The sequence below is a fragment of the Magnetococcales bacterium genome (assembly GCA_015231755.1).
Taxonomy (GTDB): Bacteria; Pseudomonadota; Magnetococcia; order Magnetococcales; family Magnetaquicoccaceae; genus Magnetaquiglobus.
Genome location: JADGAZ010000018.1, coordinates 39,311 through 51,636 on the forward strand (window position 1 = coordinate 39,311; position 12,326 = coordinate 51,636).

Sequence of the window (12,326 nt, forward strand, 5' to 3'; positions counted from 1 at the left end):
CAGATTCTTCAATCAACGTCGAGGTAAACGTGGACGCATGAACCCCTTGATGCCAAAAATCTCCCGCCGCCAAGCCATTCTGGGTCTGCTGGGCGGAACGGGACTGGGTCTGATCGGCCTCCGGGTCCACAGCGCCCTGACCGGGGCCCAATCCGACCCCACCTTGACCATGGACCAAGACCTGGTCGGTGTGATGCTGCCCTCCCCCCGGGAACTGCAACCGTTTACCCTGACCGATCAGGAAAATCGTCCGTTCGGCCCGGAACGACTGCTAAAAAAATGGACCTTTCTGTTTTTCGGCTATACCCACTGCCCGGATGTCTGTCCGGTCTCCATGGGCATTCTGGCCGAAGTCTACGCCCTGCTGGAAAAACAACCCGGAGGCTTGTCGGCGCTGCAAGGCATTTTCGTCTCCGTGGACACGGAACGCGACACCACGGAACTGCTCAAAGCCTACGTGCCCTATTTCCATCCCGACTTTCTGGGAGTCACCGGCACGCCGGAGGCGATCCGCGCCTTTGCCAAGCAGTTGGGAGCCTATTACCTGCTGCCCCCCAAATCGGACAACGGGGACGAGTCCCAATTGATCAGCCACTCCTCGGTTTTTTTCCTGCTGGGTCCCAAGGGACAATTTGTCGCCCTGTTTCAGCCCCAGATGCACCAACCGGCCATCATCGCCGAGTTGTTCGTCAAAATTCGCAAACATTATGGAGAATCCGCATGAAAGCCCTGAACACCCTATTGGCTTCATTAATGTTGGGAACCCTGCTGGGTGCCGCCCCGGTCCGGGCGGAAGAGGCCATCCACGTGATGGATCCTTGGGTACGGGCCGCCCCGCCGGTGGCGCAGACCCAGGCCGCCTACATGACCCTGCACAACGCCGGCACCAAAAGCAAAAGCCTGGTGGGGGCCAAAAGTCCCCTGTTTTCCAAGGTCGAACTGCACGAAACCGTACAGCGCGAAGGCAAAAGCCAGATGCAGGCCAAATCCACCGTTCCCATCGCACCGGGTGCCCAGGTCCAGTTGGCTCCGGGTGGCCTGCACATCATGCTGATCGGACCGCAAAAACCCCTGCAACCCAAAGATTGGGTTCCCATCACCCTGAAATTCGCCGACGGCACCGAATTGCCGGTCGCCGCGGAAGTCCGGGAAGCGGTCGGCGGCAACAAATCCCAAGAAAACCACGAACATCACAATCACTGAGGGTTCCTCGGCACACCGCCCTTGAAGAACCCATGAAACGCCTGACGTCAGGAACCGAATCAAACATGGACATGGCTTTGAATTGCCTGCGAACGAATCGAGTCATCACGCTGTGGCGGAGTCTCGCGGTTCTGCTCACCTTGACGGGATGGTTGCTGCTGATTCCAGGCGCGGTCATCGCCGGGGAAGACGATCCCAATCCTCCCCCGGAAGAAGGGGCCCAGTTCGAGCCCGAAGCCCCGACCACGCCCACTGGAGCCGGACCGGTGGGCGGCATGAGACGGGAGACGGATCTGTTCAAACAGCTCAATTCCATACGAGACCTCCAGCAGGCGACCCCCGGCGCCCAGTTGGATCAGATGCGCACCCAGGACAGCAAAAGGCAACCGGTCCCCGCAGGGGGAGCCAACCGGGGAGTCTCCCTGCTGGAAGCCGACTATTCCCTGCGGGCCAAAAACACCCTGTCCCAATTCGGTTACAACATGTTCCGCCAACCCAAGGACCGCACGTCGCCGGTGGTGGGATCGGCCCCGGACTCCTACATCCTGGGCGTGGGGGATGAACTGGTCATCACCTTTCGTGGACGCAACGAAAAAAACACCACGGCGCGGGTGGACATGGAAGGCCGCATCATGGTGCCATTCCTGTCCGATCCCATCACCGCCATGGGACGCCCCTTCGGGGAATTGCGCGATGAACTGCGGGAAAAGGTGCGCACCACCCAAGTCGGCACCGAGGTGTTTGTCTCCATCGGCTCGTTTCGTTTCTTCTCGGTCTATGTCATGGGTGAAGTGACCATGCCCGGCATGCATCGGGTAACGGGTCTGTCCACCCTGCTGGATGCCTTGAGCATCGCGGGGGGGGTGCGCAAGACCGGTTCCCTGCGCTCCGTGCAACTGCATCGCAACGGTCAAGTGCAACTGGTGGATCTGTACGCGCTGCTGGACAAGGAAGGAACCGGCAAGGATCCCACCTTGAGCGTGGGGGATCGGATCGTGGTGCCGCCCATCGGTGCGGTCATCGGAATTTCCGGTCTGGTCAAACGCCCAGGCATCTACGAGTTGCCCCACAAACAAGACGCCCTTTCCTTGAACGCTCTGCTGGAAATGGCCGGCGGCACGGTCTCGCCCCAGGGCAACCGCTTCTCCCTGCTCAAGCCGGATGCCCGGGACCGGGAATCCCTGGTGGAACTCAACACCACCAAAAAAGCCACCATCAGCAATGGCAATATCGTGCTGGTAGAGTCGAAACTGGGACCGACCCTGATGGGGGAAGTGGCCCTGGAAGGACACGTCAGCCGGGCCCACACCCGCTCGATGCACACAGCTCCCACGGTGCGCACCCTGCTCACCGATCCCGAACTGCTGCTGCCAGACCCCTATCTGCCCTTTGGCGTCATCTATCGCACCGATCCCAAAAGCCGCAGCCGCACCTTTGTTCCCATCGATCTGGGATTGATCGTCGCCCGGGAAGAGCTGGATCAGCCCCTGACCAATCACGACATTCTGATCATCTTGAGTCAGGAGGATATACGTTTCCTGTCGTCGGAACAGGTAGCGACCGTACTGAAAAACAAAACCGCCAAAAATCAATGTATCGCCCTGACCCGACTGGAATCCATCGCCGCCTCGTCGGATCCCTTGCGCTTTGCCAATCTTTACCAATTCAAGGAGATGGGAGCCATTACCGGCAAAGGCAGCAGCGATTCCAAACAGCCGGCCCAGGAGTCCGCCGAATCCTTGCGGCTCACCACCGCCACCCAGTTGCAGGAAAATCCGGACACCCCCTTCACCGGTCTGGCCGATCTGAAAACCGCGCCCCGACTCAAAGCGGCGGTGCCGGTCGCAGCGCCCACGGGCCGGGAGGCTCCGATCCCTTCCCCCTGTCCCGAGATCTTCAACAAATACCCGGATCTGCTGCCTTTGTTGCTGGACAACTCCGTACTCATCGAAGGCAACCAAGACCATCCCAACCTGTTTCCGGTACTGCCGGGAGCCCGCATGGCGGATCTGCTCTCCATGGCCAAAGGGGTGGTGGGCACCACCCGGTTCGACAAAAGTCTCAACTTGAAATTCCAAATCGACCGCAAACGGGGTTCGGAAGAGTCCACCCGACGCATCATCGAACTGCCCGCCCAGGATCAATCCTCCTTTGCCTTGCAGCCCGGGGATGTCTTGAGTTTCAAGATCGGCCAGGTGCGCATGACCGGTCACGTCACCCGGGAACAACAACGCCCGTTGCAGTCGGTGCCCACAGCCCGTCACTTCCTGCTGGACACCGACATCTTGAAACCGGATCCCTATCTGCTGTTCTCCGTGGTGCGCCGGGTCGATCCCGTCAGCCACAATCTGAAGCTGGCCTCCATCAACATGGAGACGGTTATCCAAGGGGATAAAAACAACGATTTCAAACTGATGGACATGGATGAACTGATCATTCTGTCGGCCCAGGATGTCCATTTTCTCTCCAGTCCCCTGGTGCAAGGGGTACTGCTGGGCAAAAAACCCGCCCTGGATTGCAAATCCCTGAACCATTTGGGCGAACTGATGGCCTCTTCCGATGCCTTCCGTTTCTCCAGTGCCATCAATCTCTCCATCACCGAATTCGAACAGAACAAAGGCACGGCGAAAAAGGGCACGGACAAAACCGCCACCATGCTGACAACCGACTTGGTCGCCACCGACAAACGCGACTGTCCCGCCATCTTCGAGCGTTACCCGGAGATCCTGCCCTTCGCGCTGGAGAACGCCACCATCCTGACCGGCGAAATACGCACCCCCGGTGTGTTTCCGGTGCTTGCCGGCACCAGACTCTCCTCCCTGGTGCAATCCGGAGGCGGGATGACCAATCGGGCCGACATGAAACAGGTGGAACTCTCCCGCTCCCATGTCCACGCCGACAAGGGGGCCAACACCACCCGGACCATCCTGGATTTCACCGCCAAGTCCCTCGACACCCTGGAACTGGCTCCGGGAGATGTGCTGCGCTTCAATCCGATCTTCTCCGATCGGGAGATCGGTTATGTGCGTCTGGAAGGAGAGTTCATCCGTTCCGGTCTGTACGACATCCGCCGCAACGACAAACTGTCGGATATCATCAACCGGGCCGGAGGGATCACGATACACGCCTATCCCTATGGGGCGATCTTCACCCGCACCGCCATTCAAAAAATCCAAAAGGAGAGCTTCGAGCGGGTGGCCCGGGAGCTGGAAATGGGCGTGGCCGGCTTGATGACCTCCAGTCGTGAAAAAGGGGATACAGGCGTGATCATGGAAAGCGCCCGGGGCATCATCTCCTCCTTGCGCTCCGTGGAACCCCTGGGACGCATGGTGGTGGAGGCGGATCCCAAAAAACTCCAGATCAACCCGGAACTCGACATCTATCTGGAGGCCGGAGACCGCCTCTTCATGCCCAAGCGGCCCAGCGAAATTTCAGTGACTGGCGCGGTGCTCAATCCCGGATCGTTCCTGTTCGTGCAAAACCACTCCCCCACGGACTACATCAAGTGGGCCGGCGGATTCAAGGACAACGCGAGCAAGGGGGATACCTTCCTGGTGTTGCCGGATGGCAAAGCCCAGGCGTTGTGGAGTCTGGCCAACTGGTGGGATCAACAAGGAGCCGGTCTGGTTCCAGGGAGCACGATTGTCGTGCCCCTGGATCCAAAACCGTTTGAAATCATGGGATCCGTCAAGGATGTGACCCAGATCCTGAGTCAATGGGCCATCACCATCGCCTCCTTGTCGGTGTTGAGCAAGTAGGATCGCCCTGCGGAAAAACCCGCAGGGGGGACAGACGAAACGGGGTCAGACGGAACGAGCCGGCAACTGGTCCGCCAGACGCCGGTGTTCCACCATCAGGCAGCGGTCCTGAATGGCCACCAGACCACCCTGACGGGCAATGGCCAGGGCGTCGTCGTTGATGATGCCGCTTTGCAGCCACAGGCATCCGGCCTGGATCCCGACCGCCTCTTCGGCCAAAGGCGGGGTGTCCTCGGCGCGGCGGAACAGATCGACGATATCCACATGGATCTCCTTGGGAATGGCGTCGAGGGAGGGATAACAGGGTTCGCCCAGAATCTCCTCGCCGGCGGGACGCACCGGAATGATCCGATATCCGGCCCGTTGCATGTACTCGGCCACACGGAAAGAGGCACGATCCGGTTTGGGAGAGAGACCCACCACGGCGATCACCCGGGCCTTGGCGAGCAAAGCGATCAGATCTTGGTCTTCGATGTCGGGCATGATTTGTTTTTCCTCGTGTTGAATGGTATGGTTTCTAGTGGCAGGAATCGCGACCGTTCTCGGGAGTGGCCATGGCCCAGAAAATCCGGTCCTCACCCGCCGGGGTGTGGACCAGCTTGAAACGGCAGGAAAGGCACACCCCACTGCCCGAACCGGTACGCAAGGGAAGATTGATCTGATTGATATGGCCGCTGTTGACCAACAACGTGGCGATGGCCCCCCAAACCATCGGATCCTGGGCCAACTCGGACACCGAACGTCCCACCCATGCGGCGGGATCGATCTCCATCACCTTGGCCCCTTTCTCGTTGACGGCCAGGATGCGGTGATCCCCGTGCGGCTCGAACCAAAGGGCCGGTTCGGCGATGTCTTCGGGGTTGAGGATCGCCTGACGGGAACGGGTGGAATGGGCCACCTGACGCAACAGATCGGTCTGGGTCAACAGCCCCACCAGACGCCCCTCGGCGGTGACCACGGGCATGCGCCGATGGCCGGTACGGGTGAACAGATCCAGGGCGTACAGCAGATCCCGTTCCGGTTCGATGCTGGCCAGCCGGGCATGGGCCAAAGAAGCGGCCAGACTGTCGGGATTCCATTCGGGGCTGATGCGGAAACGAAGAATATCCCCTTCCGTAATCATGCCCAGAAACCGATCCCCTTCCCGCACCAGGACGCAGCCCCGATGGCGCTGGGCGATCTGGCGGGCGATCTCCCAGAAGGCCACATCGGGAGTGACCGCCGGCAGATCCGAAGCGATCATGTCGGCGACCCGGTAGTGGGCCAACAGATTGGAACGGGGAAAAGCCCGCAGGATCTGTTTCTCGGTAATGCCTCCGGAGAGCATTTCGTCTTCGTTGAGCACCGGAAAACGACGAAACCGTCGCCGGTAATAGATCTGAATGAGTTCCTGACACAAGGTGGTTTCGTGTACAATCTGGGGAAGCGAAACCGACAGATCCCCCACCCGGGCGGTTTCCGGCTGGATCCCATGAATCATCCACTTGACACAGTCGTACTCGGTGATCAACCCGGTGATGTTCATGTTTTCCAGCACCACGGCGAATCCCGCAGCCTCCCGGGTCATGCGACGGATCGCTTCGAGCAGGGTCGTGTGGGGTGAGATGGTGACGACATTGGGAAACATGCAGTCGCGGACGAATTTCATAAGTGACCTCGGAATCGTGGGGTAGTGCTCGATGGCATCGATGGCCTTCAATGGACCGGATGATATTATGCTCAATGAAACGGTGACTTGTCGCGGTTTTTTTGATGGTGGGTCGTCGTTGCGCGACGCGGCCGATGATTGAACGGGCCCGACAGGTTCTCGGCATGGAGGCGGAGGCCATTCTGGCCATGGCCGAACGTCTGGATCAGCGCTTCCCGGAGGCGGTGGAACGACTGCACGCCTGCCGTGGCCGGGTGGTGGTGAGCGGAATCGGCAAGTCGGGGATGATCGGACGCAAAATCGCCGCCACCCTGGCCAGTACCGGCGCGCCGGCCTTTTTCCTGCATCCGGCGGAAGGCAGCCATGGGGATCTGGGCATGGTGACCCGGGCGGATGTGGTGATCCTGATTTCCAACAGCGGCGAGACCTGGGAGGTCTTGGGACTGTTGCCGGTATTCAAACGTCTCGGGGTGCCCCTGATCGCCATGACGGGTCGTATGGACTCCACCCTGGCCCGGATGAGCGATGTGGTCCTCGATATCGGCGTAAGCCGGGAGGCCTGTCCCATGGGTCTGGCCCCCACCAGTTCCACCACGGCGGCCCTGGCCATGGGGGATGCCCTGGCGGTCTGCCTGCTGGAAAAACGGGAGTTCGGTCCGGAGCAGTTCGCGTTTCTGCATCCCGGGGGATCCCTGGGTCGGCGACTGCTGGTGCGGGTGGCGGACCGCATGCACACCGGCACCCGGATCCCATGCGTGGGAGAGACGGATACGGTCCGGGACGCCTTGTTCGAGATGACCGCCAAACGGTTGGGCATGACCGGCGTGGTGAACCCCCAGGGACGATTGACCGGAGTGATCACCGACGGGGATTTGCGCCGTCTGCTGGAACGGGAAGGAGAACTGCTCGGCCGGCTGGCGGGCGAGGTGATGACCCGGAATCCCAAGGTGATCGCCGGGGACGCCCTGGCCGCCGAAGCGGCCCGGGTGATGGAAACGTCCAAAATCACCGGCCTGTTCGTGGTGACGGCGGACCGGATTCCCGAGGGGGTGATTCACCTGCATGATCTGCTGGAAGCGGGGTTGATGTGAATCGTTCCGGCATGAGATCACCTGCGGGCATGGGTCGTCCCGGCGTGCTGCGACGCTATGCCAAACACCTGTTTTTGGGATTTTCCCTTCTGGTGGTCACGAGCGTATACTGGTATCTGAAGCGTCCCCATGGTCTGGAGGGCACGGCACAGGCCCTGGATCTGCTGGCAGGCCATCAGGGCACCCTGGTGACCGATCTCCACGTGACGCAATTCGACAAACAACGCACCCGCTGGACCCTGGACGCCCCCAGCGCCCAGCGGGGCGAAGAAAAACGCATCATCATCCACCATCCCCGGCTGGAGTTCTCCCTCGAAGGCCAGGAGGAAGTCGTGGTCACCGCCGAAAGCGGCGATGTGGATGGAGCCACGGGACGCATGGAATTCACGGGTCGGGTGGAGGCCGGAGATCCGGCAACGGGCCGATTGATGACGGAACAGTTGCGCTTTGATCCCGAAAAGAGGATCTTGTATACCGAGCATGCGTTTCGACTGGAACGGGAAAACATGCGCCTGGAAGGACAGGGCTTGACCCTGGAGCAGGAGACACGGAGACTGACGGTGGAAGGACATGTCAAAATGACCTTTCCCGATGCGATTCTAACTACGGAGCAGCCATGAGACCTGGGATGATGGCCAGTCGGGTTGTGGCCCTGGTGATGTGGGGAGTGACGGGGATGATGGCGACCGCCATGGCCGCTCCGCCCGCCCCCTTGTCGATCACCTCGGACCGTCTGGATATGGATGACCGGAATCAGGTGGCCACCTTCATGGGTCACGTGGTGGCCGATGACGGACGCATGCGCCTGTCGTCGGACCGGATGACGGTGCGCTACGACAAAAAGGCCAAAGGCGGTGGCGGAGTCCGCGAGGTGAAAGCCGAAGGCCAGGTGGTCATTCAGCAGGAACGGGACCGGGGCACGGCAGATGTGGTCAATTACCAGTTCGAAAAACGCACTCTGGAACTGGTGGGCAACGAACGGGAAGCGACGATCCGTCGGGGGGATGATCAACTGACCGGTCGGCGCATCCTGGTGACCCTGGATAACGAACAACGGATCAGCAAGGTTTCGGTGCAAGGTGGAGAGAACCGTCGGGTCAGCGCCCGGATCACCCCGTCGGGGGTGATGCAGCGCATGGACGCCCCCGGCCCGGCCACGCCCCACGGCTCCGGAGAGACGGCAGCCCCACCGCCGCCACCGCCGGCCATGCCCGGCAACGCCTCTCCGCCCCTGACCCCCTCCCGCTCCCTGGGAAACGATTCCCGCAACGAGTCGGGGGGCAGTCGGGAGGGTGACACCCTGCGGGCCGAAACCCGCATGGCTCCGGACGGCGAACTCGCCCCCCGGGAAAACGATCCGGATGGCGCGGTACCCTACCCCGCGCCCCGGCGACGCACCACCCAGCCGTACTCCTCCCGCCGGTGAACATGGATGCCGGAGTCGAGTGTCTGGAAGCCCGGGAACTGGGTAAAAGCTATCAGGGTCGCCCGGTGGTGACCTCGGTGAGCCTGTCGGTCATCCCCGGAGAGGTGGTGGGACTGCTCGGCCCCAATGGCGCGGGCAAGTCCACGATGTTTTACATGTTCGTGGGTCTGGTGGAGCCGGATACGGGATCCATCTGGCTGGACGGAGTGCCCATCACCAGCGAACCGATTCACCGTCGGGCCCGGGCCGGTGTGGCCTATCTGCCCCAGGAACCGTCGATCTTTCGCAAAATGACGGTCCGGGATAACATCCTGGCCATTCTGGAAACCCTCCCCTTGAACCGGGGGGAACGGATGGAACGGCTGGATCGCTTGTTGAATGAATTGGGGGTCGCCCATCTGGCGGGGGCGTGGGGATATGCCCTGTCCGGCGGAGAACGCCGCCGGGTGGAGGTCGCCAGAGCCTTGGCCATCGACCCCCGCTACATCCTGCTGGATGAACCCTTCGCCGGTGTGGACCCCCTGGCGGTGGCGGAGATTCAATCCATCATCCGGCATTTGGCCAGACGGGGCATCGGAATCCTGATCACGGATCACAACGTCCGGGAAACGCTGGGTATTTGCGACCATGCCTACATTCTCAGTCAGGGGACGGTGCTGGCCAAGGGTTCTCCGGAAGAGGTCGTGAGGGATCATCAGGTGCGTACCATGTACCTGGGGAAAGATTTTCACCTGTAAAGACAACTGGGATTTTTCATGGCGTATGGTCTGGCTCAGGAACTGAAGCTTCGCATGGGCATGCAACTGGTGATGACCCCCCAGTTGCAGATGGCGATCCGTTTGTTGCAGATGTCAAGTCTGGATCTTGCTGAATATCTTCAGGAGGAACTGGACAAGAATCCTTTGCTCGAACGCGAAGAAAGCATCTCGGGAGGTCTGGAGGCGGAAGATCCCAGCGGCCCGGAAAAACTCGCCAAAAGCGATGACCTGATGGATGCGGCCTCTCCGATCATGGAGACCTCGATTTCCGACGAGTTGCCGGTGGACGCGGACTGGTCGGATGTCTACTCCGGCGACAGCTTCGGCGCGGCCCAGTTTGAATCCTCCGCCACCAGCGAAGCCCCTCCCCTGGAAAACACCCTCACCCGTGGCGATAGCCTGTTCGATCACTTGAGCTGGCAGTTGGGGGTTTCGGCGGTCAACAACCGGGAACGGGTCTTCGGCATGGCGATCATCGACGCCATCGACGACAACGGCTATCTCGGGGCGGAACTCCAAATCCTCGCCGAAATGACCGGCGCCACCCTCGACGAAATGGAAGATGCCCTGCTGCTGGTGCAATCCTTCGATCCTCCCGGGGTGGCGGCGCGCAATCTGGCGGAATGTCTGCTGTTGCAACTCAAGGCCCGCAAACAGGCGGTCCCCCCCTACACCTCCCTGCTGGACAAACTGGAAGATCTGGGACGCCGGGACTACCGCAAACTCAAACGGGTCTTGAAGCTCGACGACGACGAACTGGCGGATGCGGTGGATGTCATTCAATCCCTGAATCCCAAACCGGGTCTGGCCTTTGGCGCGGAGCAGACCAACTACATCATTCCGGATGTCTTCGTGCGCAAGCAGGAAGGGGAATGGGTGGTGGAGGTCAATCCCGAAACCGTTCCCAAACTGCGCATCAACCGCACCTACGAAAAGGCCATCAACGACCGCATGTCCGAACAGGACAAACGGTTCCTCACGGAAAACGCCCGCTCGGCCCAGTGGCTGATCAAAAGCCTGGAACAACGTTCCAGCACCATTTATCGGGTGGCGGAAAGCATTGTCCGGTTTCAAAAGGATTTTCTGGAATACGGCCCGGAATACCTGCGTCCCCTGATTCTCAAGGACGTGGCCGACGACATCGGCGTACACGAATCCACCGCGTCCCGGGTGACCAGCAACAAGTACATGCACACCAACCGGGGAATCTTCGAGCTCAAGTTTTTCTTCTCCTCCTCCCTGGCCTCGGACAGCGGCGAAAACCACTCCTCGGAAGCGGTGAAGTTCAAAATCCGCAAACTGGTGGAAGGAGAGTCGCCACGGCGTCCCCTGTCGGACGAGAAATTGGCCAAGCTCTTGCAAGATCAGGGCATTGCGGTGGCCCGTCGCACGGTGGCCAAATATCGGGACGCCTTGAGCATCCCCTCCTCCTCGCGACGCAAACGCTTGGCACCTGACAAATAATCCACGGTCGGAGGTTCCGGAATCCCCCATGCCCCTGCCACAAAAAATCCGCCATCTGATCCTGGTGACCGGCCTGTCGGGTGCCGGCAAATCCAGCGCCCTGAAATACCTGGAGGATCTGGGCTATTTCTGGGTGGACAATCTTCCGTTTGAACTCATGCCCGCCTGTCTGAAACACTTCGCCCAGGAGGGCAATCCGGCCCATCTGGCCATCGGCATCCACATGCGGGGAGAAAGCGCCCTCTCCTGTTTTCAGGAGTGCCGCCAACAACTGAACGAACAAGCCGAAAGGGTCGAAACCATCTTCTTGGAAGCCGACGCGGATGTGTTGATCCGTCGTTATCGGGAAACCCGTCGTCGTCACCCCCTGGCCCAGGAGTTGACGGTGGGAGAGGCGGTGAAACAGGAAATCCTGGATCTGGGACCGGTACGGGCCTCCGCCGACATGATCATCGACACCACCTCCCTGATCGTGCCCCAGCTCAAAGAACACCTGGATCTGGCGTTCCACGCGGGCATGGACGCGGATCTGATGATCTTCATCCGCTCTTTCGGGTTCAAGTACGGGGTCAACACCGACGCGGACATGGTGCTGGATGGCCGATTTCTGCTCAATCCCCACTACGATGACCAACTGCGTCCCTTCACCGGTCTGGATGAACCGATCATCCGTTTCCTGGAACAACAAGGCGAATCCCTGCTGTTCCTGGAGCGTCTGGAATCCTTGTTCGAGTACCTGATCCCCCGCTACAAACAAGAGAAAAAACGCTATTTCACCATAGACATCGGCTGTACCGGCGGCAAACACCGCTCGGTCTATCTGGTGGAACAACTGGCGGAACGGTTGCGGTGTCTGGGCCATCAGGTGCGGGTGCGACACCGGGATCTGAATCGCAACAAACGCAGCGGAGCGGATTGATTGACGCATCGCTGTTTTTTTTTATTGTTGCCGCATCAGAAATTCGTTAATTTATTCGA

General features: G+C 60.3%; 11 protein-coding genes. 9 read left to right on the plus strand and 2 right to left on the minus strand.

Annotation, left to right across the window (positions count from 1 at the left end; genetic code table 11):
• Window positions 1-37 precede the first annotated feature (37 nt).
• The 3 genes from HQL98_12470 to HQL98_12480 all read left to right on the plus strand — a co-directional run bounded on the left by HQL98_12470 (window position 38) and on the right by HQL98_12480 (window position 4,961).
• Window positions 38-724 carry an SCO family protein gene (locus HQL98_12470; protein ID MBF0272862.1) on the plus strand — a complete coding sequence of 229 codons (687 nt, stop codon included), beginning with the start codon at window positions 38-40 and terminating at the stop codon, window positions 722-724.
• On the plus strand, window positions 721-1,203 hold the full coding sequence (locus HQL98_12475; protein ID MBF0272863.1) for a copper chaperone PCu(A)C: 483 nt from the start codon (window positions 721-723) through the stop codon (window positions 1,201-1,203). Before HQL98_12470 ends, HQL98_12475 begins: the two co-directional genes overlap by 4 nt.
• Window positions 1,204-1,268: 65 nt before the next feature.
• On the plus strand, window positions 1,269-4,961 hold the full coding sequence (locus tag HQL98_12480; protein ID MBF0272864.1) for an SLBB domain-containing protein: 3,693 nt from the start codon (window positions 1,269-1,271) through the stop codon (window positions 4,959-4,961).
• 45 nt (window positions 4,962-5,006) lie between these two features.
• On the opposite strand, the gene HQL98_12485 is transcribed toward HQL98_12480, so the two are convergent.
• Together HQL98_12485 and HQL98_12490 are read right to left on the minus strand one after the other, a co-directional pair.
• Window positions 5,007-5,444 (minus strand): CoA-binding protein, encoded by a 438-nt coding sequence (locus tag HQL98_12485; GenBank protein ID MBF0272865.1) that lies wholly within the window; start codon window positions 5,442-5,444, stop codon window positions 5,007-5,009.
• Between the two features lie 34 nt (window positions 5,445-5,478).
• Complete coding sequence (locus HQL98_12490) at window positions 5,479-6,609, minus strand: CBS domain-containing protein (GenBank protein ID MBF0272866.1); 1,131 nt, start codon at window positions 6,607-6,609, stop codon at window positions 5,479-5,481.
• A 134-nt stretch (window positions 6,610-6,743) separates the two neighbouring features.
• On the opposite strand from HQL98_12490, the gene HQL98_12495 reads away from it, so the two are divergent.
• The 6 genes from HQL98_12495 to rapZ are packed head-to-tail and all read left to right on the plus strand — an operon-like array spanning window position 6,744 to window position 12,267.
• Entirely contained in the window at window positions 6,744-7,700 is a 957-nt protein-coding gene (locus HQL98_12495; GenBank protein ID MBF0272867.1) for a KpsF/GutQ family sugar-phosphate isomerase, read from the plus strand.
• Between the two features lie 11 nt (window positions 7,701-7,711).
• Window positions 7,712-8,320: an LPS export ABC transporter periplasmic protein LptC gene (gene lptC, locus HQL98_12500; protein MBF0272868.1), complete on the plus strand. Its 609-nt coding sequence runs from the start codon at window positions 7,712-7,714 to the stop codon at window positions 8,318-8,320.
• On the plus strand, window positions 8,317-9,126 hold the full coding sequence (locus tag HQL98_12505) for a hypothetical protein (protein MBF0272869.1): 810 nt from the start codon (window positions 8,317-8,319) through the stop codon (window positions 9,124-9,126). Before lptC ends, HQL98_12505 begins: the two co-directional genes overlap by 4 nt.
• A 2-nt stretch (window positions 9,127-9,128) precedes the next feature.
• The gene (lptB, locus tag HQL98_12510) at window positions 9,129-9,863 is read left to right on the plus strand and encodes an LPS export ABC transporter ATP-binding protein (GenBank protein MBF0272870.1); all 735 of its coding nucleotides are present in this window, start codon (window positions 9,129-9,131) and stop codon (window positions 9,861-9,863) included.
• 30 nt (window positions 9,864-9,893) lie between these two features.
• Complete coding sequence (locus tag HQL98_12515) at window positions 9,894-11,348, plus strand: RNA polymerase factor sigma-54 (GenBank protein ID MBF0272871.1); 1,455 nt, start codon at window positions 9,894-9,896, stop codon at window positions 11,346-11,348.
• Window positions 11,349-11,376: 28 nt separating this feature from the next.
• Complete coding sequence (rapZ, locus tag HQL98_12520) at window positions 11,377-12,267, plus strand: RNase adapter RapZ (GenBank protein ID MBF0272872.1); 891 nt, start codon at window positions 11,377-11,379, stop codon at window positions 12,265-12,267.
• Window positions 12,268-12,326 lie beyond the last annotated feature (59 nt).